This window comes from Pararhizobium capsulatum DSM 1112 (genome assembly GCF_030814475.1).
Lineage (GTDB): Bacteria > Pseudomonadota > Alphaproteobacteria > Rhizobiales > Rhizobiaceae > Pararhizobium > Pararhizobium capsulatum.
In genome coordinates, this window is record NZ_JAUSVF010000002.1 from 777,340 (window position 1) to 803,497 (window position 26,158).

Below are 26,158 nucleotides of genomic sequence, written 5' to 3' on the forward strand. Positions count from 1 at the left end.
CCATGTATCGCAAGTCCATCCTGTCGCGCTTCACCGCGGCCGCTCTCGGCGGCGCAAGCCTGTTTGCATCGACCGCCGCTTTCGCCGGCGAAATCACCGTCTGGTGCTGGGACCCGAACTTCAACGTCGCCATCATGAAGGAAGCCGGCGAGCGCTACACCGCCAAGCATCCTGAAACCACGTTCAACATCGTTGATTTCGCCAAGGCCGACGTCGAGCAGAAGCTGCAGACGGCACTGTCTTCGGGCACCACCGATGCCCTGCCAGATATCGTGCTGATCGAAGATTACGGCGCGCAGAAATACCTCCAGTCCTTCCCCGGCGCCTTTGCCGAGCTTTCCAGCAAGATCGATTTCTCGGGCTTTGCGCCTTACAAGGTGCAGCTAATGACCATGGACGGCGCCGTCTACGGCATGCCGTTCGATTCCGGTGTCACCGGCCTCTATTATCGCAAGGACTATCTCGAGCAGGCCGGCTTCAAGCCGGAAGACATGCAGGACCTGACCTGGGACCGCTACATCGAGATCGGCAAGGCCGTCGAAGAAAAGACCGGCAAGAAGATGCTGGGTCTCGACGTCAACGATGCAGGCTTCATCCGCATCCTGATGCAGTCCGCAGGCGGCTGGTACTTCGACAAGGACAACAACCTGTCGGTCAACGGCAATCCGGCGCTGAAGGCGGCGCTTGAAACCGAACAGAAGATCCTTCAGGCGGGCATCTACAAGCCGGCAGCAGGATGGACCGAATGGGTCGGAACCTTCACCTCGGGTGACGTCGCAAGCGTGACCACCGGCGTCTGGATCACCGGCACCGTCAAGGCGCAGGCCGACCAGGCCGGCAAGTGGGGCGTGGCTCCCATTCCGAAGCTCAATGTCGAAGGCGCAGGCCACGCCTCCAACCTCGGCGGTTCCAGCTGGTACGTCACCGCAGGCTCTGCCGAGAAGGACGAGGCAATCGACTTCCTGAATGAAGTCTATGCCAAGGATGTCGATTTCTATCAGAAGATCCTGACCGAGCGCGGTGCCGTCGGCTCGCTTCTAGCCGCTCGCACCGGTGCGGCCTATTCCGAAGCCGACGCCTTCTTCGGCGGCGAAAAGGTCTGGCAGAACTTCTCCGACTGGCTCGCGAAGGTTCCCGCTGTGAACTACGGCGTCTTCACCAACGAGGTGGACACTGCAGTCACGGCAAACCTTCCGGCACTCGGCGAAGGCAAGCCTGTCGATGATGTCCTCAAGGCAATCGACAGCCAGGCCCAGGGCCAGATCCAGTAATCTGATATTGAGGCAAGCGGGAAACCGCCTGCTGCATTTATCGACACGCCTCACCGCACATTCGTTGTCATCCTCGGCCTTGAGCCGAGGATCCGTCAGCCTCTCGCTACATCGGGAGCCTGATGGATGGTCGGGTCAGGCCGACCATGACGGAGGAGGCGTTGGACGCGCGTAGACAACAGCCCTTGCACAAAGGTTCATTCATGGCAGCCGGCAGAACAGGTGGATTGAAGCGCTACTACAATCTGAACGGCTGGCTTTTCATTGCCCCGGCGATCGCGCTGATCTCAATCTTTCTCGTCTATCCGATCTTCCGTTCGCTCTATCTGTCCTTCTTCACCGGCAAGGGCATGATGATGAAGTTCGGCGGCACCGCCAATGTCATCCGTCTCTGGAACGATCCAGTCTTCTTTCAAGCACTGAAGAACACCGTCACCTTCTTCGTGGTGCAGGTGCCGATCATGATCCTGCTGGCGCTTATGCTGGCATCGGTGCTCAACAATGACCGGCTGAAATTCATCGGCTTCTTCCGCACGGCGATCTTCCTGCCCTGCGTTGCCTCGCTGGTTGCCTATTCCGTGCTGTTCAAGAGCATGTTTTCCGTCGATGGCGTCGTCAATCAGGCGCTGATGGCGATCGGTCTGGTCGGTTCGCCGATCGGCTGGCTGACGGAACCCTTTTGGGCCAAGCTGCTGGTGATCCTCGCCATCACATGGCGCTGGACCGGTTACAACATGATCTTCTATCTCGCAGCCCTGCAGAACATCGACAAATCGATCTACGAAGCCGCAAGGATCGATGGCGTTCCGGCCTGGGCACGCTTCTTCTACATCACCATTCCGATGTTAAAGCCGGTGATCCTCTTCACCACCATCATCTCGACCATCGGCACGATCCAGCTGTTCGACGAGGTCTATAACCTGACGGAAGGTCGCGGCAGCCCGGCCAATTCGACGCTGACGCTCTCGCTCTACATCTACAATCTGACCTTCCGCTTCATGCCAAGTTTCGGCTACGCGGCCACCCTGTCCTACGTCGTAGTGCTTATGGTGGCGCTGTTCTCGTTCCTTCAATTCTATGCCGTGAGGGACCGGTCATGAACCTTTCCCGCCTCTTCAGCACCGGCCTGCAATATGCGTTTCTCGGCATTGCCGCATTCCTCTCGCTGTTTCCGTTCGTCTGGATGGTCATCAGCTCGACCAACACATCGATCGATATCATCGGCGGAAAGACGAGCCTGGGTGCCGCCTTCGCAACCAATGTCGCGCACTTCTTCACCCAGGTCGACGTGCCGCTGGTGTTCTGGAATTCGGCCAAGGTCGCGATCTCGGCGACCGTGCTCACCATCGTCGTTTCGTCGCTCGCCGGTTATGGTTTCGAGATGTTCAAGTCCAAGGCGCGCGACCGCATCTATTCGCTCGTGCTCCTGACGCTGATGGTGCCCTTTGCGGCATTGATGATCCCGCTGTTCATGATGATGGCAAAGTCCGGGCTCATCAACACCCATATCGCCATCATGCTGCCGACCATCGCCTCCGCCTTCATCATCTTCTACTTCCGCCAGTCGACCAAGGCCTTCCCGACCGAGCTTCGCGACGCCGCCAAGGTGGATGGCCTGAAGGAATGGCAGATCTTCCTCTACATCTACGTTCCCGTCATGCGCTCCACTTATGCCGCAGCGCTGGTCATTGTCTTCATGACCAACTGGAACAACTATCTCTGGCCGCTGATCGTGCTGCAATCCAACGACACCAAGACGATCACCCTCGTCGTCTCGTCGCTCGCCTCGGCCTATTACCCGGATTACGGCGTGGTGATGATCGGCACCATTCTCGCCACGCTCCCCACGCTCCTCGTCTTCTTCGTTATGCAGCGCCAGTTCGTGCAGGGCATGCTGGGCTCAGTGAAATAGGAAATTCCCATGCGCATTACCGAGAGTTTCAACGGAAACTGGATCTTCAGCCACGGCTTCGAACGTGCAAGCGTCAACAGCCTGCGGTCCGGCGAAGCCGTGCGCCTGCCCCATAGCGCGATCGAACTGCCGTACAACTATTTCGACGAGACCGAATACCAGAAGCCGTTCACCTACCAGAAACACTTCGACTGGCAGCCGGAATTCGAAGGCCGCGAAGTCTCCCTCATCTTCGATGCGGCGATGGCCGACAGCGTCGTCTATCTGAACGGCGAGGAGATCATCGCCCACAAGGATGGCTACACGCCCTTCGAAGCACGTCTCACGCCGCATCTGCAGCGCGGCGAGAACCTGATCACCGTCAATATCGATGGTTCGGAAAATCCGGAAATCCCGCCCTTTGGCGGTCAGATCGACTATCTCTGCTATGCCGGCATCTATCGCGATGTCTGGCTGAAGGTCACAAGCCCCATCTCGATTGCCAATGTGAAGATCGAGACCCCGGATGCACTGGCGGAAAAGAAGACCGTCACCGCGCGTGTCTTCTTCGCCAATCCGCAGGGGCTTGCCATCTCCGGTACATTGGCCGCCAAGATCCGCAAGCCGGGTGGCGGCGACGTCGGTTCGGCAACGGTTTCGGTCGAAGGCAACGAAGCCTTCTTCACCTTCTCCGACCTCACTGGCATAGAGCTCTGGGATATCGACAACCCCGCCCTCTACGCCCTGTCGCTGAAGCTCGAAACGGAACACGGCGAAGACGTGCTTACCCATCGTTTCGGCTTCCGTACCGCGGAATTCACGCCGGACGGCTTCCTGCTCAATGGCAAGCCCCTGAAGCTGCGCGGCCTCAACCGCCATCAGGCCTGGCCGCACACTGGCTACGCCATGGGCCGGCGCGCGCAGGAGAAGGATGCGGATATCCTGAAGCACGAACTGGCCTGCAACATCGTGCGTACGTCGCATTATCCGCAGTCGAAATGGTTCCTAGACCGCTGCGACGAGATCGGCCTGCTCTGCTTTGAGGAAATTCCCGGCTGGCAGCATATCGGAGGCGAAGCCTGGCAGCGGGAATCGATCGAAAACGTCCGCCGCATGATCGAGCGCGACTGGAACCATCCCTCGATCATCATCTGGGGTGTGCGCATCAACGAAAGCCAGGACAACCACGCCTTCTACGCCGAGACCAACCGCCTCGCCCGCGAGCTCGACAGCACCCGCCAGACCGGCGGCGTGCGCTTCATCACCAATTCCGAGATGCTCGAAGACGTCTACACGATGAACGACTTCATCCTCGGCCAGGAGGAAATGCCGGGCAACAATCGCGGCCGCGTCGTGTTGCGCGACCGGGTGGAGACAACCGGGATCACCAAGCCGATCCCCTACATGATCACTGAATACAACGGCCACATGTATCCGACCAAGCGCTTCGACCAGGAGCAGCGTCAGGCCGAGCATGTGACCCGCCATCTTCTGATCCTCAATGCGGTGGCTGGAGACAGCAATATTTCCGGCTCCACCGGTTGGTGCATGTTCGACTACAACACGCACAAGGATTTCGGTTCCGGCGACCGCATCTGCTATCACGGCGTGCTCGACATGTACCGCATTCCCAAGCTCGCGGCTTACGCTTATGCCTCGCAGGGCGATACCAAGGACAATGTCGTGCTGCAGCCGGTGACCTTCTGGGCGCGCGGCGAGCGCAACATCGGCGGCGTGCTGCCGCTGATCGTGCTGACCAATTGCGACTATATCGACGTGAAGTTCGGCGAATGGGCACCAAAACGCATCTATCCGGACAAGGAAAACTATCCGCACCTTCCCCATCCGCCGGTCGTGCTCGACCTGCGCACGGTGACGCCGGAGGAATTCGGCACCTGGGGCCGCGTCTGGCGCGAAGGCACGATCACGGGTTACGTCAATGGCGAGGCGGTCAAGTCGATCACCATGCCGGCAGATCCGGTTCCGACCACGCTGGAAGTCACGCCGGATGATACGACCTTGCGCAGCGGTGAAAAGGATGCGACCCGCGTCGTGGTGCGCGCGCTCGACCAGTGCGGCAACCTCCTGCCCTTCTTCGAGGAACCGGTATCGCTGATCCTGGAAGGACCAGGCCGCATCATCGGACCAAGTGAGCATACGCTGAAGGGTGGCGCGACCGGCTTCTGGATCGAGGCTGGAGACGAAGCGGGCAAGCTTAGCTTGACCGTCAAGAGCCGCCGCTTCGACACCCAGACCGTCACCTTCACGATCAACTGAGATACACCCATGACCGATGTCCGCCTGACCGACATACGCAAGAGATTTGGCGCGCTGGAAATCATCAAGGGCGTCGATCTCTCCATCGATACCGGCGAGTTCGTGGTCTTCGTAGGCCCCTCCGGCTGCGGGAAATCGACGCTTCTGAGGATGATCGCCGGGCTCGAGGACATCACCTCCGGCGAACTCACCATCGGTGGCAAGGTGATGAACGATGTCGATCCGTCCAAACGCGGCATCGCCATGGTGTTCCAGTCCTATGCGCTTTATCCGCACATGACCGTGCGGGAAAACATGGGCTTTGCCCTGCGCTTTGCCGGCGCCGCCAGGGAAGAGGTCGACGCCCGGGTCAACGAGGCTGCCCGTATCCTCGAACTTGGGCCGCTGATGGATCGAAAACCCAAGGCGCTTTCCGGCGGTCAACGCCAGCGGGTGGCGATCGGCCGCGCCATCGTGCGCGACCCTGATGTCTTCCTCTTCGACGAACCCTTGTCCAACCTCGATGCCGAACTGCGCGTCCACATGCGCGTCGAGATCGCCAAGTTGCACAAGACGCTGAAATCGACGGTCATCTACGTGACCCACGATCAGGTCGAAGCCATGACGCTCGCCGACAAGATCGTCGTGCTGCGCGCAGGGGTGGTCGAGCAGGTCGGTGCGCCGCTCGATCTTTATGATGACCCTGCCAACATGTTCGTCGCCGGCTTCATCGGCTCGCCGCGAATGAATTTCCTTAAGGCGCGCGTCGTGTCTATTGGTGATGGTAAGGTGCGGCTTGCGCTTCTCAACCAGCCCGAGGTCCAGCTCGATCTCGCGATCACGTCAACCGCAATCCATGTCAGCGACGATGTGAGCCTCGGCATCAGGCCGGAACATTTCCGCGCCGCAGGCGAAGGCGACGCCGACATGGTGGTCGATATCGACGTTGCCGAACATCTCGGCAATACGAGCTATGTCTATGCGCACGTCTCGTCGGAAGAGCGGATCATCATCGAGCGCGAGGATTCGCGTGCTGTTGCCAATCGCGACAAGCTCACCGTCGGGCTCTCCGTGACGAGCTCCTTCCTCTTCGACAAGGATGGGGTCCGTATTCGCTGAAGAGGGTTTTGCCCCACGTGGCACTTCTCGATCGCCGACCATTCCCTGAGAATGAAAAAGCCGGGCGCACAAAACACCCGGCTGCTTTTTATACGTCGATGATATCGACTAGACCGACTGATAGGCCGAGATGATGGCGCCGATCTGATCTGCGTTCAATGCTTCTATCTGGGTCTGGGTAATGGCCTGCAGCTGTGCGCTGGTCAGATGCCGGATATCGTCGGTTGAAAGCCCAGCCAGCGCCGCGGTGGAAATTGCCGCGATATCGCCTGTCGAGAACGTCAGAAGGTCTTCGGTGGCGAGAGCCGCGATCTGTGCCGACGTCATGCCGGCAACCTGTGTCGGGGTCAGGGCCTCGACCTGCTCCGTCGTCAAGGCGCTGATCTGCGCCGTCGTCAGGCCGATGATCGCCTTCGCGCCCAGCGAGGCGACCTGACTGGTCGACAATGCCGCGATGTTGGCGGTGCCCAGTGCCGCAAGCTGGATGGCATTCAGCGCGCCGATCTGCTCCGTCGTCAAGCTGCCGATCTGGCCCGAGGTCAGCGCCTTGACCTGATTGTAGTTGAGCGCTGCAATCTGGGTGGTTTTCAGCGCCGCCAGCTGGCTGGAGCTGAGAGCGACCATGTTTCCAGTAGAAAGGCCGGAAATCGCAGCGGCGCTGATCGCCGCGATATCGTCGGTGGAGAAGGTGGCGATATCTTCAGTGCCGAAGGCCGCTATCTGGGTCGAGCTGAGTGAACCGACCTGCGTCGGCGTCAAAGCTTCCACCTGGCCCGTAGTCAGGGCATTGAGCTGTGCCGTCATCAAACCGGAGATCGCCTTGGTGCCAAAAGCGGCAATCTGGTCCGTTGTCAGTGCGCTGATCGTTCCCGTCGAAAGACCGGCAGCACCGGCAGCACTCAGCGCACCGATCTGCGTCGTAGAAAGGGACGCGAGCTGTGCCGTCGTCAGCGCGCCGATCTGGGTGGGCGATAGGACTGCCACCTGACCTGTCGCAAGCGCGGCCAGTTGGGCCGGGCTCAAGGTCTCCACATTCGCGGCCGAAAGACCGACAAGAGCTGCCGCGGTAATCGCCGCGATATCATCGGTCGAGAATTTGGCAAGCCCTTCGGTGTTCAGCGCACCGATCTGCGAGGACGACAGACCCGCGATTTGTGTCGAGCTCAGCGCCTCGGCCTGCCCGCTCGACAGGACGCCGATCTGGCTCGTCGTCAGGCCGGCAATCGCCTTGGTGCTGAGCGCGGCGATCTGATCCGTCGAGAAGGCAACGATGCCACCGCTGGCGAATGCTGCGATCTGCGCCGAACCCAGGGCTGCGATCTTGTCGGTGCTGAGCGATGCAATCTGCCCCGTGGTCAGGGCAGCAATCTGGCTGGAGCCGAACGCAGCGACCTGCGTTGCAGTCAGTGCAGCGATCTTGTCGGGATCCAGAGTAACGATGGTATCCGCCGAAAGGCCGGCAAGCGCCGTCGTGCTGATGGCGGCGATCTCTTCGTCTGTGAACGTCGCAAGATCGGCGCTGTCCAGGGCGGCCAGCTGGGCAGAGCCCATCACGGCGATCTGGGCCGTTGAAAGCACGTCGATCTGGCTCGTCGACAACGCATCGATCTGCGCGGATGACAGGCCGGGAATGGCCTTGGTGCTGACCGCCGAAATCTGATCGACTGAGAGGGCGGCCAAATTGGCGGTAGACAGGCCCGAAAGGGCCGAGGAACTCAGCGCCGCAATCTGATCCGTACTCAAGCCGGCCAGTTGTGCAGAGGTCAGCGCGCCGGCCTGCGTGGACGAAAGCATTGCCATCTGTGCCGCGGTCAGGGCCGTGACCTGTTCCGCCGTCAGGGCCGCGAGATTGTCTGAAGACAGGCCGGCGATCGCCGATGTGCTGATGGCGGCGATGTCATCAAGCGAGAACGTTGCCAGGTCCTCGGAACTCAGGGTGGCGATCTGGCTGGAGGTCAAAACGCCGACCAGCGTGGAGGTCAGTGCCTCCGCCTGTGCGGTGGACAGAAGCCCAACCTGCGTCGTCGTCAACCCGCCAATTGCTTTCGTGGTCAGGGAAGCGATCTGATCGGCCGTGAGGCCGGCAATACTGCCTGTCGCCAGGGCCGAAACCTGGGTTGCCGACAAGGCGGCAATCTGCGCGGTCGTCAGCGCCGCAATCTGGGTCGAGGAAAGAACCTCGACCTGATCTGCAGAAAGGGCCGCAATCTGGGTTGTCTTCAAGAGAGCCGTCTGATCCGGTGTCAGGGCTGCAATATTGCCGGTGGAAAGGCCCTTGATGGCGGCGGCACTGATGGCCGCGATCTCGTCATCCGAGAAGGTGGCCAGCGCTCCCGTGCTGAGCGCACCGATCTGCGCAGAGCCGAGAAGCCCCACCTGCGCCGTCGTCAGCACTTCGACCTGCGCGGTGGTCAGGCTCGCGACCTGGGTGGTTGTCAGGCCAGCGATGGCCTTGGTATTCAGAGCCGCAATCTGGTCTGTCGAAAGGGCCGCGATGCTGTCGCTCGACAGAACCTTGACCTGCGCCGAGCCGAGCGCCGCAATCTGATCGGTGCCGAGAGCCGCGATCTGTGCCGACGTCAGGGCCGCGATCTGCGTCGTCTTCAAGGCTGCAATCTGCGTCGCCGTGAAAGCGGCCGCCTGCGTGGAGCTAAGCGCTGCGATATTGTCGGTGGAAAGCCCGGAAACGGCCATAGAGCTCAAGGCCGCGATCTCTTCTTCCGAAAGAGTGGCGAGCGCTTCGCTGGTCAGGGCCGCAACCTGGGGGGCGCTGAGCTTGGATATCTGGACTGTCGTCAGGGCCTCGACCTGCGCGGTGGTTAACGCTGCGACCTGCGTCGAGCTCAATCCCGCGAGCGCCTTGGTGCTCAGCGCCGCGATCTGATCTACCGAGAGCGCCGCAATGCTGTCGCTGGAAAGCGCCCTCAGCTGCGCCGAGCTCAGGACAGCAATTTGGCCGGTGCTCAAAGCCGTAATCTGCGCGGAAGTCAGGGCCGCAATCTGCGTCGTCTTCAAGGCGCTGATCTGCGTCGTCTTCAGAGCGCCCGTATGATCGGAGCTCAGCGCCGCAACATTCGCTGTCGAAAGCCCGGCCACGGCCGTAGCCGTGATCGCCGCAATCTCGTTTTCGGTGAAGGTTGCAAGATCCGCCGTACTGAAGGCGGCGATCTGCGTCGAGTTAAGGTTTGCTATCTGGGTATAGCTCAACGCCTCGACCTGCGCAGTGGAGAGCGCATCGATCTGGCCGGATGTCAAACCCACCACGGCTTTTGCGTTCAAGGCAGCAATATGATCGGCCGAAAAGGCGGCCACGCTTTCAGTGGAAAGCGCCTTGAGCTGCGTCGAGTTGAGAGCCGCGACCTGCACCGTGGACAGGGCAGCAATCTGTGCCGTGGTCAGCGCTGCAACCTGGCTCGTTTTCAGGGCCGCGACCTGGCTGGTTTTCAGGGCCACCAACTGTTCGCTGCTAAGCGCTGCGATGCTCGACGAGGACAGGCCGGAGATGGCGGACGAACTGATTGCCGCGATATCGGCAGTCGAGAATGTTGCGAGATCAGCCGAGCTCAAGGCGGCGAGCTGGGTGGCGTTCATCGCACCGACCAGCACCGAAGTCAGAGCCTCGGCCTGTGCGGTCGAGAGGACGCTAATCTGCTCGGACGTCAAACCGGGAACCGCGCGCGTGCTGATGGCCGCAACCTGGCTGGTCGAAAGAGTTGCGATGTTCCCGGTGGAAAGCGCTTTCACTTGTGCCGCGTTCAACATCCCGATCTGCGCTGTCGTCAGAGCCGCAATCTGGTCGGTGGTCAAGGCGGCAATCTGGACAGATTTCAGGGCCGCAAGCTGGGCCGTCTTGAGGACGGCCATCTGTGCCGTGCTCAAGACGGCCATGCTGGCTGACGACAGACCCGCAATCGCCGACGCGCTGATGGCTGCAATATCGGCCGTCGAGAAGGTCGCGAGGTCTGCAGAACTCAGCGCCGCGATCTGGGCGGAACTCATGGCGCCGACGAGCGTCGAGGACAGGGCCTCGGCTTGCTCCGTCGAAAGCGCCACGACCTGTGCAGTGGTCAGCCCCGGGATGGCCTTCGAGTTCAGGGCCGCGATCTGGTCAGTGGACAGCGCTGCGATGGTTGCGGTCGAAAGCGCCTTGATCTGCGCGGAGGTGAGGGCGGCGATCTGCGTCGTCGTCAACGCCGCAATCTGGCCGGATGTCAACGCGGCGACCTGGACAGTCTTCAGGGCGGCGATCTGGTTGGTTCGGAGCGCTGCCGTCTGCTCGGAGCTGAGAACCCCGATATTGGCGGTGGAAAGGCCGGCAAAGGCGGCCGGCTTCAGGGCCGCGATTTCCGCCGTCGTAAAGGTCACGATCTCATCGGTTGACAGCGTTGCAAGCTGCGACGAGGTGAGCGCTGCAACCTGCGCCGTGTTCAGGGCTTCAATCTGGGTGGAATCCAGGGCACCAATCTGGCTGGTTTTAAGGGCGGCCACCTGGCCGGTTGCAAGACTGCTGATCTTGTCCGTCGTCAAAAGCAGCAGCTGATCGAGGTTCAATCCGACAATAGATGCTGGTGCGATCGCGCCGACCTGTGCGGTCGAGAAGGCTGCGAAATCTTCTGTTTCAAGGGCACCGATCTGGCCGGATGAAAGGGCCTTAACCTGCGTCGTGGATAGCGCCGCGATGTCTTCCGTCGTCCAGGCGGCAATTGCCGCTGTTGACAGAGACCTGATCTGGCTGACGCTCAGCGAAGGGATGGTCGAGGTCATAAACGAAGCCCTTTGGTATTATTCCGTTGATTAAAAAACGCGTACGGCAATCTTCACGCTGCAACGGTCATCCGAAGGGTTTTCGAGACCCCCCATGCCCATCGATGGCAACCGTCACCGGCTGTCTCCATCGCGGCAAAAAGGAGAATCGGCACTCCAGCTTCCTCGCGCAGCGTGCCATACATGCGCGAGCAGGCTTGCCCCAGGCTTTCAGGGACACGTTTGGCGGGCAGGAATTTCCCCGCACTTCAGCGAAGGTGAAAATCTCGACCTGAAAATCTAGCGACGCTTTTCGCGCCGCTGGAAATACCACATGCCGATAGCAAGGGCCTGATTGCCAAGGAACCGACCGACGGGCAACCGCCAATGGCGGGCGCTTGCGAATATATCCAGCTGGCGCGGATCGCCGGTCAGCGCGGACGCCATGATTTCGCCTACGATATGGGAGGTGGCAACACCATGGCCGGAATAGCCCTGGGCATAGAAGACATTGTCGGCGATGCGGCCGAGTTGGGGAATGCGATTGATGGTAATCCCATCCTGACCCTGCCAGGCAAAATCGATGCCGATACCCTTGAGTTGCGGAAAGGTCTTTTCGATTGCGGGACGCAAGGCATCCTTGAGGTTCGCCGTCTCCCGGCCGGTGTAATTCGTGCCGCTGCCGAACAAAAGCCGGCGATCTGCGGTCAGCCGATAATAATCGAGCACGAAGCGGGTGTCGTAAACGGCCAGGTCCTGCGGGTTGATATCCTGAACCATCGCTTCAGAAAGCGGTTCCGTCGTCACGATGCCGAGGGTGGCGGGAAAGAGCAGCCCGCTGAGTTTGGCGCGCGCCAGCCTGTGAGATGCGTTGCCGGCCAGCAACACCCTTTCGGCATGAACGCTACCGCCGTCGGTGACCAGCTCGACACGCCGGCCATGCCTGATTTCATTGACCTTGGTACCAGTGAAGATGCGAGCGCCGAGACTGCGGGCTGCATCGGCTTCGCCAAGGCAGAGATTGAGCGAATGCACATGCATGTTGCGGCGGTTGATCAGGCCAGCGGCATAGATATCGGTGCCGATCACGTCGCGCACGGCCGTGCCATACACCATCTCGACGTCGTCGCCCGTGCCATGGGCGCGGGCGGCACGATAGGTCTGTTCGAGCTCGGCAACGTGAGAGGATTTGAAGGCGGCATGCATATGGCCGAACTTCAGGTCACAGCGAATGGCATATTTTTCGACGCGGCGGCGAATGATGTCGTGCCCTCGCCAACGCAGATTCCAGACAAAATCCTCTGCCCCGTCGCCCAACACACGGCGGAACTGACGGAGCATGGCCTGATCACCCGACAGCGAGCCGGTGATCTGCCCGCCATTGCGGCTAGAGGCACCCCAGCCAATCAGATTGGCTTCCAGCAGCGCGACGGAAACACCCTTCTCTGCCAGTTCCAGAGCCGTCGCAACACCAGTGAACCCGCCACCGATGACAGCGACATCTACCTCCAGGCGGCCATTAAGCCGGCCAAAAGGCTCAGGCTGGTTGGCCGTTGCGGCATAATAGGACTGGCAATAGGGTTCGGCCATTGAAGCGCTTTCCTGATCGAATCTGGAACGTGAAAGGTCAGACGCTGACGCGATAGGTCGAAATCTCGAAATCCGTCACCCGCGCGGCAAAGACATCCTGCTCCTGCTGCTTACAGGCAGCAAAGCAGGACACGAATTCCGGATGCAGGATCCGGGCCGTGCTTTCGGCCGCTTCGAAGCGTTCCAGCGCTTGGCGCCAGTCCTTTGCCAGGGTCGGCAGGGCAAGCTCGTGTGAGTTTGTGCCGACGGGCGCTGGCGGCGTGAGCTTGCGCACGATGCCATCCAGTGCACCACCCAGGATGGCCGAAAACACGAGGAAGGGATTGGCATCGGCACTAGCCACGCGATGTTCGATGCGCCGAGCGGCATGGGGGCCTGCGGGAATGCGAAGGGCCGCCGTGCGGTTTTCATACCCCCAGCCAACGGTGGTTGGCGCCAGTCCACCGGGGCAGAGCCGACGATAGGAATTGAGATGCGGAGCGAAGACCAGCGTCATGTCGGCCATGCTATCGAGCAGGCCGGCGACGGCAGCGAGCATGATGTCCGAACCCTTTTCCGTACCGTCGTCGAAGACGTTGCGCCCTTCACTGTCCAGCATGGAAAAATGCACGTGCAATCCGTTGCCGGCATAGCTCGGATAGGGTTTAGCCATGAAGCAGGCGAGATAGCCATGTCGGCGCGCAACATTCCGGATGATATGCTTGAAATAAAGCGTGTCTTCCGCCGCCTTCAGTGCATCCGGCTGGTGCATGAGATTGAATTCGAACTGGCGCGGCGCACCCTCGGCGATCGCCGCATCCACGGTGATGCCGCAAGCCGCCGCCATGACATAGACCTCATCGAGGAACGGCCCGACTTCCGCCAGTTCTTCCAGCGAATAGATGTTGTCGATATGCCGCGGCGGGCTGCCCGGACTGCCATGGGCGGGTGAAGGCTGATCCTCATTCGGGTCGAGCAGAAAGAACTCGACCTCTGCCGCGACCACAGGCGTCAGGCCGACTTTACGATAGCGCTCAAGCACGTCGACCAGCAGATGACGTCCGTCAGCGAAATAGGGAGCGCCGCCTTCCTTCCTCATCCACATCGGCAGGACAGGTCCGCCGAGCCCGAGGTCAAGAACACCCCTTCCCGTCGCCTCGCAGATACCGTCGAGATCGCCACGCTCAAGCGTCAGCTTCGTGCCCGCAACATCCGTTCCCCAGATATCGACGCCGATCGAGGACAGCGGCATGCGGATGCCATCCTTCTGCAGCTTGTCGAGCTTGGAAGCCGCCACCCGTTTTCCGCGGAAAATACCGTTCATATCGGTGATCGCCGCGTAGGCGTAAGCAGCTGGAGATTGCTCGGACACGGAAGAAGAAGCCGGGTTTTCGTGAGACGACAGGCGGGATGGTCCGTTCATTTGGCAGCGCTCCACGGGCTTGTGACGGCCCACGTTCGAACGCGTGATCGATGGGGCGAAGCGGTAGTGACGAACGCTTGCGGATCCCGGTGGACTTTGGCGCTATCTCATCATTCGCTGACCTTTGGTCAAGACGGCTGCGCAGTGACCGCCATTTCAACAGGGGACAATCACGCCTGCTGGCCGCCAGCGCCCGCGTATCGCGTCCTGAAAATGAAACAAAAATTCTATTTTTATAGTCAATGAAATATAATTTGCATAATATCACGTCTCTTAATAGGCTCGTCCAGCCTGCCCTCGATTGCAATAATATCCCTTGCTTCCAACGGAACCCGCCATGAGCGCATCCTCCCCCTTCACGCTTGCCGCCTGCGCGGAAATGCTCTTCCGTTCCCTGCCCGTGCTCGACCGCGTCAAGCGCATCACCGAGCTCGGCTTCCAGGTCGAACTCTGGGATTGGACGAAGCATAATATTGACGCGCTCGCGAAATCCGGAGCAACGTTCTCGTCCATGACCGGTTACATCGCGGGCACGCTTGCCGATGATGCAGGCGCAGATGAACTGCTCGCCACCGCGCGCCAGTCCATTCCCGTTGCGAAGAAGCTAAATTGCCTGCGGCTCAATCTCCATGGGACGGGGCTGGATGGGCAGGGTCTGCCAATCGTCAAGTCGGAGGGCGTGACAGGCGCCATGTGGCTCAAGGCACGCGACACGCTCAACCGCATCGCCGATCTTGGCGAGCAGGAGGGTGTGACCTTCGTGCTCGAAAATCTCAACGAGGCCGTCGATCATCCGAAGACGCCGTTTGCCAAGGCCGACGATACGATCAGCCTCGTCGCCGCCGTGAACCGACCGTCGTTGAAGCTGAACCTCGACCTTTATCACGCGCAGATCGGCGAGGGGAATCTGATTGAACTTTGCCGACGGGCCCTGCCCCATATTGGCGAGATACAGGTCGCCGATGTGCCGGGGCGGATGGAGCCGGGTACCGGTGAGATCAACTATCCGGCCATCGCCCGAGCGCTTGTCGATATGGGCTATCGCGGCACAATCGGCCTCGAAGCCTGGCCCTCCGGCGACGATGAACTGGCGTTGCACCGCTTCCGCGAGGCCTTCAGCGTCTCCGTGTGACACACAATTTTTCCATACCGCAGATCGAAGCATCGCGGCGGAAAAACCGCGAATTCGCTAAATTTTGAACGTCTTGGATAGCAAAATCGCGATGAGTCCCGGCCTATTCCTGCCATCTCGAATGTGCAGGTTCTCTGCTCATGGCATGGACTGGGCCTTTATTGATGACGATTCGCTTGCGTGGACTGATTGTTGCCGTGCTCTTCTCCGCGGCCTGCTGGGCAGGGATCATAGGCGCGGCACAGAGCCTCCTGAAAGGTTCTCATCAGCTGGAAGCGAATTCGCAATTCGACGGCAGCGAAGACGTCTGAACTCCGATAATCTCCGCTCGAATGGATTGAGCGATTTCTCCCCGCACGATAAGCCAGCACCTGCGCAGTGAAGCGGGAACGATCAATGGCTGAGAACGACGAAAATATGATCGCCCTCATCAAGGCGATGGCGGACAGTCCAAAGCGCGACAATAGCGCCTACCACAAGGCCATGTCCGAAGCGCGCCGGGCCTTTGACGAAGCCGAACTGACCCTCGGTGGTCCGGTCAAGCTGAAAACCAGAACGAAAATCAAGGCCAACGGCAACTACGTCGTTCAATGGACCTTCAAGCGCGCCACCTGACAGAAGTTGGCAGACCTCCAAAATCCAGCCGATCTCGCGAAATCCTTCCATGAAACGCCATTGCGACATGCCTTTGTCGCATGATGTCGTGCGGATATGACGGTTTGCGGGCGCCCCAACTTTATATACGCTGCGTGCGCATTCCCCGACTGGGAGCGGGCGGCGAGAGAGAGAGAATGATGAGCCAGACATTGACGATTGAAGCGCTGCAGGAGCGCGTCGAAACAATTTTTCGCAAGAGCGGGCTGAATGCCATCCAGGCCGGAGCGCTGTCGCGCGTAATCGTGGCCGGCGAACGCGATGCCTGCAAATCCCACGGCATCTACCGCATCGAAGGTGCATTGCGCACCGTGAAGGCTGGCAAGGTCAATCCCGACGCGGTACCGGAACTTGTTGATCAGAAAGCGTCGTCTATCATCAAGGTCGATGCTAAGGGCGGCTTTGCCAATCCTGCGTTCGAACTGGGCGTTGATGCGCTTGCAGAGCGGGCACGCTCGAACGGCCTTGCGGCGCTCGTCATCAATGACTGCACGCATTTTTCTGCGCTTTGGCCGGAAGTCGAGGCGGTAACGGATCGCGGTCTGGCCGCCCTCGTCATGTGCCCGAGCTATGCCACGGTCGCGCCGACGGGCGGTACCAAGCCGCTGCTCGGCACCAACCCATTCGCCTTCGGCTGGCCGCGTTCCGGCGGTTCTCCCTACGTCTTCGACTTCGCAACCTCGGTTGCCGCCCGCGGTGAGATCGAGCTGCATCGCCGCGCAGGAAAGCAGTTGCCGGAAGGGTGGGCAATCGACGCGGATGGCCAACCGACGACGGAGCCTGAAGCGGCGCTTACCGGCGCTATGCTGCCATTTGGCGGCCACAAGGGTTCAGCCATTTCCACCATGATTGAACTTCTGGCGGGCATCATGATCGGCGACCTGACTAGCCCGGAAGTGCTCGATTACCTCGGCACGACGACGCTCGCGCCGCGCCACGGCGAACTTATTCTCGCCTTTTCTCCCGAGGCCTTCGCCGCCGGCCGGCCCGGCGATCCCTTTGCCCGTGCCGAGGCACTTTTTGAGGCAATCGCCGGACAGGGCGCCCGTCTGCCCTCCCAGCGCCGCTATGCCGCCCGCGCGATATCGAGGGAAGCCGGCATTACGCTTACGGCCGACGAGATCAAGCAGCTCGATCGTCTTGAGGACCTGGGCCTCGGTTCTGTCGCTTGAGTTCTCTGCGCACGCGACGCCGCAAACGAGAAAGGGCCCCGCGAAGGGCCCTTTTCTTTTTTCGATAGCGATCCGACTCAGGCCTTGTATTTGGCAACCGCGCCTGGAAGGTTGCTCCAACCCGCGTACCAGCTGTTGAACAGTTTAAACTGGGTTTCGACATAGCCGCGCTGGCTGTCGGTCAGGGCATCGGTTTCGTAGAAGTGCAGCGTATATTCCGCGTCACCCTTCAGCACCATCATATGCTTGAAGTAGAGCACGAGATCCGGGCCTTCGTCGAACGAGGAGAGCACCGCAAGCGCCGCTTCCAGTTCCAGCGCCCGCAGGCGTGCATCGACGTCACCCTGGGCAGCCGCCTGCGACAGGTTGCAGAGATGGATGACTTCCTTTGGCAGCACGTTTCCGATGCCGGTGATGGCGCCGGTTGCGCCACAATTGACGAAGCCGTGGAAGACGGCCGTATCGACGCCGATCATCAGCGACACGCCGTCATCGCGGCTGGTGATGTTTTCAGCCGCATAGCGCATGTCGGCTGGACCGCCGAACTCCTTGAAGCCGACGAGGTTGGAATGCTCGGATCGCAGAGCGAAGAACAGGTCGGCGCGCGTGGCAAAGCCATAATAAGGGCTGTTGTAGATGACGGCTGGCAGATTGGGAGCCGCCGAAAGGATCGCCTTGAAATGGTTCTTCTGGGCGCCGATCACGGACCCGCGCGACAGGACGCGTGGAATGACCATCAGGCCCTGGGCGCCAACCTTCTGGGCGTGCGCCGCGTGTGCAACGGCCGAGGCCGTGTTGACAGCACCCGTACCGACGATCACCGGAATGCCGGCCTTCACGAGGCGTTCGACACCTTCCATGCGCTGTGCGTCGGTCAGCAACGGCCAGTCGCCCATGGAACCGCAATAGACGACGGCGGACATGCCGTCGGCGATCAGCTCCTTGCCCTTGCGAACAAGCGCATCGAAATCGGGGCTGCGGTCATCCTTGCAGGGGGTCATCAATGCCGGGATGACGCCGGAAAAAATCTTCACCTTCATGTCTTGCTCCTTCAAGTCAATGGGTCGGTAAGGTCAGTTCAGGGCGCACCCGTCCTGAGCCTTTGATGACGAGATCATACATATTTGTATTTTATTTGTCGACAAGAAAAATACAAGAATTCAAATCGTCATCTCCAACCTTTCATTGCGCGTGAAGAGGGCCTGTATCTGGCGCACGATCTGTTCGGCATGCGCTTTGGCCAACCGGTCGGCGGCCTCTGTATCGCGCGCGGCAATGACGGCGATCATCTCCTCATGCTCATCGACAAACTGCTGCGGAAGCTGGTCCCCATAGGACTGGTAATAGAGCCGCAGGATACGGCGTCCCTCGTCCAGCAAGCGGTTGAACAGCCCGATGAAATAAGGATTGCGCCCGGCTTCGGCGATGGCCGAATGCAGCGCCGCGTTGGTCGCGATCATCGCAAGCGCATCCCTTGCCCTGGCCGCTTCGGCAAACCGGTCTTGATGGGCGCGGATCACTTCCAGATCTTCAGGCCGATGATACTGCGCCGCAAGCCGCGTCGTAACGCGATACATGAGCACCAGGGCGTCGAAGAAGGTGTGCATGTTCAAGAAATCTATAGTCGATACCATGGTGGAGCGATTGGGAAGCGTGTCGATCAGCCCTTCGCCAGCCAGCCGGACAAGTGCCTCGCGAATGGGCGTACGCGACATCTTGAAACGTTCGGCTAGCTGCACCTCGTCGATCGGGCTTCCCGGCGCCAGCACAAGATCGAGGATCTCGTCGCGCAGGAGATCGTAGACCATCTTGGCGCCGGAGCCGCGTTTGCGTTCGGGAGCGGAAACAATGTCAGTCTCGGTCATCCGGTAATCCTTCTCAGGCCGCGTGCGCGGCTTCCGGCCGGCCAAGGTTCAATTTGACCCGCTGCACATGCCTAACCCTGCATTGCCATCTGAAGCAAGCGCCGCAGCGACTGGCACACACGGAGGCTACAACTGGCGGTCGATCCAAAACGGCGTTAAACTGAACAACACGGGTTTTGCAAGGCGCGTCTTTGTTTTGTTACGCGACCGCTTTATCTCCGCAGTTCGAGAGAAAATCCACACGTCCTCACAACATACCAGGACATGGAGAGTAAGCTTGCCAACTGAAACCGAGTTGAAACTGGAATTGATGGCAGATGCGGAGGAGAGGCTGCTTGCCTCCGGCCTCCTTGGCGAACCGACATCGAGAAAGGAACTGCGCTCCATATACTTCGACACGCCGGACTACCGATTGCGCAAAGCAGGTTTCTCGCTTCGAATTCGCACCAGCGGCGCCAGCCAGATGCAAACGGTGAAGGCGAGCGGAGCGGCAAGCGCACTGTTCGCACGCGACGAATGGGAGATGCCCATAACCGGCGACAGACCCGTGCTCGACTACACGACGCCGCTGAAAACCGACCTCGACATCACCGCCGAGGCTCTGTTGGCGCAGTTCTCCGTCGAAGTGTTGCGCCGGACGTGGAATGTCGAGGAGGGGGACACGCGTATCGAAGTGGCGCTCGATGATGGCCAGATCATCGCGGGCGATCGCCGGTTACCGTTGCGTGAACTGGAACTGGAGCTGAAGGGTGGCGGGGCAAACGGGTTGTTTGTTTTTGCTCGCAAAATCGATGAGATCGCACCCTTCCGTTTCGGTGTACGCTCGAAGGCAGAGCGTGGATACAGCCTGCGGGAAGAACTGCGGCCCGCCATAAAATCCGAACCCATCCTGCTCGACCGCCATATGACGGCGGCATCCTCGTTTCAGGCCATGGCTGAAGCCTGTTTCCGGCATTTCCGGCTGAACGAGGATCTTTTCCTGCAAAATCGGGATGCATCGTCCCTGCATCAGGCGCGCATAGCGCTGAGGCGGCTTCGTTCCGCATTTTCCATCTACAAGGCGATGGTTCCGGACGCAGAATCCATTCGCCTGAAAGACGAACTGAAATGGCTTGCAAATACCCTCGGCAAGGCACGCGATATCGATGTGCTGATGGCAAAGCACGGTAGTGGCGATTTGCACGAGAGGCTGGAGACGGCCCGAAGCGAAGCCTACGAGAGGGTTATAGAGGAAGTACATTCGTCGCGGGCGAGAGCCCTGGCTCTGGATTTCAACAAATGGCTTCGCTGCGGAGAGTATCTGGAATTGCCGGAAACCGCAGAACTTAGAAACACGCCTGCTGCGGAATTTGCCCTGCAGGCCCTCGACCGCCAGCGCAGGAAGCTGAAGAAAACGGGACGCTGTCTTGCGGCGATCGGTGACGAACAACGTCATGAGGCTCGCAAGGCTGCGAAGAAGCTTCGCTATGCCTGCGAATTCTTCACCTCGCTTTTCTCCGGTGCGCGCGCGCGAAAACGCTACGGGAAGTTCATCGGCCGGATGGAGAAGCTTCAGGACCGGTTGGGACTGTTGAATGACCTGGTCATGGCACCGACAGTTTACGAAGCAGCCGGACTGACCGACATTGCAGCGACCCAGAATGGCATCAACGAGGAGGCCAAGGAAAAACTAATCACAGTATCCCAGCGGGCGCTCGACAAGCTGATTGAGGCCAAGCGCTTCTGGCGCGAGTGACGGACCTGTTGCTGCGGGCAAACTGCCCCGCACCTGTGTTAAGGGGCTTGGCATGGGACCCGCAGTTATAGCGCCTTGCCTCGCCCCCGGCGTCATGTCACCGGCGGAACATCAAACGCAGTCGCGCTGCAGCAGATTGTTCCTGCAACGTCGGAACACCAAAAGCCAAGGCAGAATCGTCCGGCGGCGCAGCAACATGCAACGCAGGAGACAATATTGAAACCCTTCAAATACGCCGCCGTCTCACCGGCTGACCATGGAACCCCTGCCATGGCCTTCGGAAAACACGTCATCCGCATGATGGCCGCGAACACCGGCGGCAGCCTCGGCATGTTGGAGGCGTTCGTGCCACCGGGCGGCGGCCCGCCGCTTCATATCCATGATCGGGAAGACGAGTTCTTCCGTGTGCTATCAGGTCGTTTCGGTTTCTGGTGCGCCGGAGACTATCTCGAACTTGGCGCCGGAGGCTGCATCGCTCTCCCCCGCGGCGTACCCCACCGCTTCCAGAATGTCGGCAAGGTGGAGGGCCACCTGATGGTGGTCGTCATGCCTGGCGGCTTCGAGAGCTTCTTTCCTATCGTGGAACTGGGCAAGCCGCAGACGCCGGAAGAAATTGCTTCGATCGCAGCCGAATTCGGCCTGACATTCCTTCCGCCGGAAGACCAGAACGCGGCCTGAGCGCAACCCGAAAACCCTTCACACCCCTACCCCGACACCTTCAACGATCCACCGATCGAAGGACGGTGCACGTCCATGGAGAACCACATGCAAAAACTTACCCCGCATCAGGTCGACCTCTATCTTGAACGCATCGGCGTCGAACGACCGGACAAGCTTGACTTCGCAGCGCTTGCCGCCATTCATCGCGCCCATCTGATGACCTTCACCTGGGAGGCGTTGGATGCCTTCATGGGCTGGCCGTCATCGGTCGATCCGCAAACGATATTCACCAAGATGGTGACCCGCAAACGCGGCGGCTGGTGTTTCGAAATGAACGGCCTGCTTGGGGCCGCCCTCGATGGTCTGGGGTTTCGAGTAACCCGCCTTTGCGGCGGCGTCGACCGGGAAAAGCTTGGTGATGCCGCCATCGGCAACCACCTGACACTCCGCGTCGATCTCGATCGGCCCTATTTGGCGGAGGTGGGACTAGCCGACGCCATCGTCGAGCCGGTTCCCATGGCAATCGGTCCGCTCAGCCAGCGCGGTTTCGATTTTTCGATCATGCCGACCCACGACAGCTGGTTGCGTTTCTACAACCATCCCCTTGGTCTTGCCCGAAGCTTCGACTTCCGCGCCGATCATCAGGACGAGACCGCACTTGCCGCTGCCCAGGCCTGGCTGATGCGCGATTCCGGTTCACCCTTCACCGGAACGCTGGCAATCCTGCGCCATACACGGGAGGGTTACGTTTCCCTCCAGAACAACCGTTTTCGCACGGTCACCGCCGTCGGCGATGTGGAACATCTCATCGAAACCATGGATGAGTTTGCAACCACGCTGTCCGATGTCTTCGCGCTCGACGTGCCACGCCACGGCCAGGTCTGGGTAAGGGTGCAGGCCGTCCTGAGCCACAACAAAGCGGCGTAACAGATACGCCGGCGTTCAGGCAGGGAAAGCCGGGCAACGCAAGGGCTCGGCTTCCTTGTCGGGAATATGACGCCTTACGCATGTCGTTTGCGCAAAACCGCTGAACACTTTTGCGCGACATGCTCCAACATTTTCCCCAGGATTGTCTTCTCCACTTCCATCGCAACCTGCTTGCGATAAAGTCGCCGGCAGAATCGATAGGCTAGGACAACAGCATGACCCAGATCCCCCGCACCAATTGGTCAAAGAGTTATCACTACGGGTTTCGCGATTGCCTTATGCCCTTTTCACGTGAGGAATTGCAATCGACTGTCGCCACCGCGTCGCGGTTGAAAGTTCTGGGTTCGCGCCACTCCTTCAACGCGATTGCCGATGGTGATGTGGCGATTGTGCTGGGGCACATGCCGCTTGATCCTGTCATCGAGGCCGATGGCGGGCAGGTGTCGATCGCCGGCCACGCGACCTATGGGGACCTTGCTGCATTTCTTGCGAACCACAAGCTGGCGGTACACAATCTCGCGTCCCTGCCGCATATCTCCATCGCCGGGGCGATCGCGACAGCCACGCACGGCTCGGGTGATGGCAACGGCAATCTGGCAACCGCCGTCAGCGGCCTGGAGATCGTCACGGCCGACGGCAAGCTTCTCACCACGAAACGCGGCGATCCGGATTTCGACGGCATGGTGGTTCATCTGGGAGCGCTCGGTGTCGTCACGCGGGTGACGCTTGATACCCAGCCCGCCTTCGAGGTTTCCCAGAGCGTCTACGAAGGTCTGGGATGGGCCGCGCTGCTCGACAATCTCGATGCCATCATGGCGACCGGGTACAGCGTCAGCGTTTTCACGGCCTGGGGCGACACCGCAGGTCAGGTCTGGGTAAAGAGCGCCGAACCATCGAAACCCCTGCCCGACGAGATATTCGGCGCCACGCTGGCGGCGGTGAAACGACATCCAATCAGCGGCGTCGATCCCGAAAATGCCACGGACCAGCTGGGCGCCCGTGGCCTTTGGTCAGATCGGCTGTCCCATTTCAAAATGGGCTTTACGCCGAGCAACGGCGATGAAATCCAGTCGGAATTCCATGTTCCGCGGCACCATGCGGCAGCCGCCATCGAGGCCGTTGCATCCATTCGCAAGAGCTTTGCCCACCTAGCCCAGGTCGCCGAGTTTCGGACGGTGGCGGCCGACGCTCTTTGGCTCAGCCCGCAATACAAGCGCGACACGCTTTCCATGCATTTCACCTGGGTCCGCGATCAGGTCGCAGTTGAGACTGCCGTTCGCCTTATCGAAGACGCGCTAGCGCCCTTCGATGCCCTGCCACACTGGGGCAAGGTGTTTTCGCGCACGCCGATGGGCGGCCGCTATCCCATGATCGCGCGCTTCAAACAGCTCCGTGAGCGGCTGGACCCGAGCGGAAAATTCTCCAATCCGTGGCTCGAAGACGTTGTTTTCAGCTAGAAGCCACGCAGGCCGGGAGACGTCATGCCCTGGAGGATGTCTTTTCGGAACAACCGGTCCCCACTTTTCCCTGACAAATTCTAGGCTGAGTGAACCGGGGTTTCGCTCAGTTCGCAGACCGCGGTGCCAATCGTCATCGTATTGCCTCGCCAGTCGATGGTTCCGCCAATCCAGCTGCGGACCCAGATCAAGGGCATCATCACATCCCTGACGATCATGGCGGGCAGGGACCATCGGGAAAGCCGCCAGCCCTTTGCCGCAGCAAGCGCCATTTCCGGCAGGTAGATGGAGGCGGCAATCAGGAGAACCATCGCCGGGAGACCGATGTCTGCCGAAGCAGCGGCGAGAAGCCCGAGAAGCAAAGGCGGAAAGGCGCCTAGAACGATTTCCGGGGTGAACAAGCCTGGAAACGTCACGCGCCGAAGCCGCGCCCAGCGGCACTGACGCGACCACACGTCATGCATGCTGCGCCGGCCGAGGGGCTGGTCGAACGGGCAGGATACCAGATGGACGCTCCGGCCAGTCCGGCGCACCAGCTTGGTTGCCGCTGCATCCTCGGCAATCTCGGCGTTGAGCGCCTGAATGCCGCCGTTTGCGTCCAGCATCGGCTTGTACCAAAGCATGCTCTTGCCCTGGGCGAAGCCGAAACCGATCGCTTCGCCGGCATATTGCCATCGCGCCTGCTGGGTATTGAGGAACATACACTCGACTTCAGCCCAGAAACCATCCGGACGCGAGCCGATGGGCGTGGAGCAGACCACGCCCGTATTCTTCCGCCAGCCCGCAAGCAGGTGCTGGACATAATCCGCAGGCATGAGCACATTGGAATCGGCAAGGACGACCCAGTCATGGCGCGCCGCCCGCCAGCCCTTGACGCAATTGTTGAGCTTCGGATTGGCGCTGATCCGATCGTCTCCGGTAAGGATATGCACCTCCACGAGAGGATGCGCGGCGATCATCTTGCGGATATCCCTGAGAACCGGATCATCGACATCCGCAACACAGAAGATCAGTTCATAGTCGGGCCAGTTCAGCTGGAAAGCGGCCTGCAGCGTTTCCGTCGTGAAGTTTTCGATCCCGCGCATCGGCACGACGATCGAGACTGGCGGGTTACCGGAGATGATCGGCGAAGGCGCATGCTTCGATGTCATTCGCCGGCCGGCGACCACGACGCTCGCCAGGTTGAGAGCCACGAGAAATCCTGTAGCAAGGCTGAGTGCCATCTCCATGCGCAATTACTCCAGTCAGGCGCCAATTGCGCCGATTCAGCGCAACAGGCAGCGTTCATCCTGTCCGAGAGACACCATTGTCACATGACATCGCGATGACACGAGGGTGGCGCGTGATCGACACGTTCATCTTTTGCAAGGCTTTTTCCAAGGACGTTTCGACGCGGAGAGCCTGGACCCCGTTCATTTCGCGAATTTTCGCGCACCAGCGACGCAAAGGATGACAGCCACCGTCACGGCCAGCATCGACCAGCTTACGGACTCGTGCAGCAAGGTTGCCGCCAGCGCCAGACCGAAGAAGGGCTGCAGCAATTGCAGTTGCCCGACGGCGGCAATGCCGCCCTGGGCAAGCCCACGATACCAGAAGATGAAACCGATCAGCATGCTGAAGCACGAGACATAGGCCAATCCGATCAGCGCAGGCGTCTCGATCTCCGCGAAGCTGGGGGGCATCGTGTAAAGCGACACAGCAATCGTCAGCGGCAACGACAGGACAAGCGCCCAGGAAATGACCTGCCAACCGCCAAGCGTCCGCGACAACCGGCCGCCCTCGGCATAACCGAGACCGCAGACAACGACAGCCGCCAGCATCAGCATGTCGCCAACAGGCGACGTCGAAATCCCCTGCGTCACGGCAAAGCCAGCAACCAGAACACTGCCGAGCGCAGAAAAGAACCAGAAGGCCGGCTTTGGCCTTTCACCTCCGCGAAGAACGCCAAACAGCGCTGTTGCAAGCGGCAGGAGGCCAATAAAAACGATCGAATGGGCTGATGTCACGTGTTGCAGCGCCAGCGCCGTGAGGAGCGGAAATCCGACGACCACGCCACCTGCGATGACGGCCAAAGACAGGAAATCGCGGCCTTGAGGACGCTTTTCCCGAAAAACGACCAGCAATGCCAGAGCAAGAATGCCGGCGGTGGCGGCGCGCGCGACGGTCAGGAATACGGGATCGAACTGCATGACCGCAACACGGGTCGCAGGCAGCGAGCCGCTGAAGATCACCACACCAACCAAGCCATTCAACAGTCCAGACGTTGTTTTATCCATCATCACAT

19 protein-coding genes are annotated in these 26,158 nt (G+C 60.2%); 12 read left to right on the top strand and 7 right to left on the bottom strand.

From position 1 onward, the window contains the following. Positions 1 to 2 precede the first annotated feature (2 nt). The 5 genes from QO002_RS23980 (at position 3) to QO002_RS24000 (ending at position 6,537) form a co-directional block, all read left to right on the top strand. A complete protein-coding gene (locus QO002_RS23980; RefSeq protein ID WP_307234559.1) occupies positions 3 to 1,271 on the top strand; it encodes an ABC transporter substrate-binding protein in 1,269 nt (422 codons plus the stop codon). A 203-nt stretch (positions 1,272 to 1,474) separates the two neighbouring features. After that, positions 1,475 to 2,371 (top strand): carbohydrate ABC transporter permease, encoded by an 897-nt coding sequence (locus QO002_RS23985; protein WP_307234562.1) that lies wholly within the window; start codon positions 1,475 to 1,477, stop codon positions 2,369 to 2,371. Beyond that, a complete protein-coding gene (locus tag QO002_RS23990) occupies positions 2,368 to 3,183 on the top strand; it encodes a carbohydrate ABC transporter permease (RefSeq protein ID WP_307234564.1) in 816 nt (271 codons plus the stop codon). Before QO002_RS23985 ends, QO002_RS23990 begins: the two co-directional genes overlap by 4 nt. Positions 3,184 to 3,192: 9 nt before the next feature. Next, on the top strand, positions 3,193 to 5,439 hold the full coding sequence (locus QO002_RS23995) for a glycoside hydrolase family 2 protein (protein WP_307234566.1): 2,247 nt from the start codon (positions 3,193 to 3,195) through the stop codon (positions 5,437 to 5,439). A 9-nt stretch (positions 5,440 to 5,448) separates the two neighbouring features. Next, a complete protein-coding gene (locus tag QO002_RS24000; RefSeq protein ID WP_307234568.1) occupies positions 5,449 to 6,537 on the top strand; it encodes an ABC transporter ATP-binding protein in 1,089 nt (362 codons plus the stop codon). A gap of 108 nt (positions 6,538 to 6,645) precedes the next feature. On the opposite strand, the gene QO002_RS24005 is transcribed toward QO002_RS24000, so the two are convergent. The 3 genes from QO002_RS24005 to QO002_RS24015 all read right to left on the bottom strand — a co-directional run bounded on the left by QO002_RS24005 (position 6,646) and on the right by QO002_RS24015 (position 14,272). Next, the gene (locus QO002_RS24005) at positions 6,646 to 11,301 is read right to left on the bottom strand and encodes a beta strand repeat-containing protein (protein ID WP_307234571.1); all 4,656 of its coding nucleotides are present in this window, start codon (positions 11,299 to 11,301) and stop codon (positions 6,646 to 6,648) included. A gap of 279 nt (positions 11,302 to 11,580) precedes the next feature. Then, the gene (locus QO002_RS24010; RefSeq protein WP_307234573.1) at positions 11,581 to 12,870 is read right to left on the bottom strand and encodes an NAD(P)/FAD-dependent oxidoreductase; all 1,290 of its coding nucleotides are present in this window, start codon (positions 12,868 to 12,870) and stop codon (positions 11,581 to 11,583) included. A gap of 37 nt (positions 12,871 to 12,907) precedes the next feature. Next, positions 12,908 to 14,272 carry a glutamine synthetase family protein gene (locus QO002_RS24015; RefSeq protein WP_307234577.1) on the bottom strand — a complete coding sequence of 455 codons (1,365 nt, stop codon included), beginning with the start codon at positions 14,270 to 14,272 and terminating at the stop codon, positions 12,908 to 12,910. Between the two features lie 337 nt (positions 14,273 to 14,609). Between QO002_RS24015 and QO002_RS24020 the strand changes: the two genes are divergently transcribed. The 3 genes from QO002_RS24020 (at position 14,610) to QO002_RS24030 (ending at position 17,230) form a co-directional block, all read left to right on the top strand. Then, positions 14,610 to 15,404 carry a TIM barrel protein gene (locus QO002_RS24020; RefSeq protein WP_307234579.1) on the top strand — a complete coding sequence of 265 codons (795 nt, stop codon included), beginning with the start codon at positions 14,610 to 14,612 and terminating at the stop codon, positions 15,402 to 15,404. A 396-nt stretch (positions 15,405 to 15,800) separates the two neighbouring features. Further along, positions 15,801 to 16,019, top strand: coding sequence for a hypothetical protein (locus tag QO002_RS24025; protein ID WP_307234581.1), 219 nt, complete (start codon positions 15,801 to 15,803; stop codon positions 16,017 to 16,019). A 176-nt stretch (positions 16,020 to 16,195) separates the two neighbouring features. Then, positions 16,196 to 17,230: an Ldh family oxidoreductase gene (locus tag QO002_RS24030; RefSeq protein ID WP_370878573.1), complete on the top strand. Its 1,035-nt coding sequence runs from the start codon at positions 16,196 to 16,198 to the stop codon at positions 17,228 to 17,230. Positions 17,231 to 17,307: 77 nt separating this feature from the next. Here the strand turns inward: QO002_RS24030 and QO002_RS24035 are convergent, their stop codons facing one another. Beyond that, entirely contained in the window at positions 17,308 to 18,270 is a 963-nt protein-coding gene (locus QO002_RS24035; RefSeq protein WP_307234583.1) for a dihydrodipicolinate synthase family protein, read from the bottom strand. 120 nt (positions 18,271 to 18,390) lie between these two features. Next, positions 18,391 to 19,095 carry a GntR family transcriptional regulator gene (locus tag QO002_RS24040; protein WP_307234585.1) on the bottom strand — a complete coding sequence of 235 codons (705 nt, stop codon included), beginning with the start codon at positions 19,093 to 19,095 and terminating at the stop codon, positions 18,391 to 18,393. Positions 19,096 to 19,372: 277 nt separating this feature from the next. On the opposite strand from QO002_RS24040, the gene QO002_RS24045 reads away from it, so the two are divergent. From QO002_RS24045 to QO002_RS24060, 4 genes are all read left to right on the top strand, one after another. Then, a complete protein-coding gene (locus QO002_RS24045) occupies positions 19,373 to 20,830 on the top strand; it encodes a CYTH and CHAD domain-containing protein (protein WP_307234587.1) in 1,458 nt (485 codons plus the stop codon). Between the two features lie 216 nt (positions 20,831 to 21,046). Further along, entirely contained in the window at positions 21,047 to 21,508 is a 462-nt protein-coding gene (locus QO002_RS24050; RefSeq protein ID WP_307234590.1) for a cupin domain-containing protein, read from the top strand. An 87-nt stretch (positions 21,509 to 21,595) separates the two neighbouring features. Beyond that, positions 21,596 to 22,417 (top strand): arylamine N-acetyltransferase family protein, encoded by an 822-nt coding sequence (locus tag QO002_RS24055; RefSeq protein WP_307234592.1) that lies wholly within the window; start codon positions 21,596 to 21,598, stop codon positions 22,415 to 22,417. 215 nt (positions 22,418 to 22,632) lie between these two features. Beyond that, positions 22,633 to 23,874 (top strand): D-arabinono-1,4-lactone oxidase, encoded by a 1,242-nt coding sequence (locus QO002_RS24060; RefSeq protein ID WP_307234594.1) that lies wholly within the window; start codon positions 22,633 to 22,635, stop codon positions 23,872 to 23,874. Between the two features lie 80 nt (positions 23,875 to 23,954). Here QO002_RS24060 and QO002_RS24065 read toward each other — a convergent pair whose 3' ends face one another. Together QO002_RS24065 and QO002_RS24070 are read right to left on the bottom strand one after the other, a co-directional pair. After that, a complete protein-coding gene (locus QO002_RS24065; RefSeq protein ID WP_307234596.1) occupies positions 23,955 to 25,103 on the bottom strand; it encodes a ceramide glucosyltransferase in 1,149 nt (382 codons plus the stop codon). A 183-nt stretch (positions 25,104 to 25,286) separates the two neighbouring features. After that, positions 25,287 to 26,150, bottom strand: a complete 864-nt coding sequence (locus QO002_RS24070; protein ID WP_307235061.1) for a DMT family transporter — start codon at positions 26,148 to 26,150, stop codon at positions 25,287 to 25,289. Between the last annotated feature and the right edge of the window lie 8 nt (positions 26,151 to 26,158).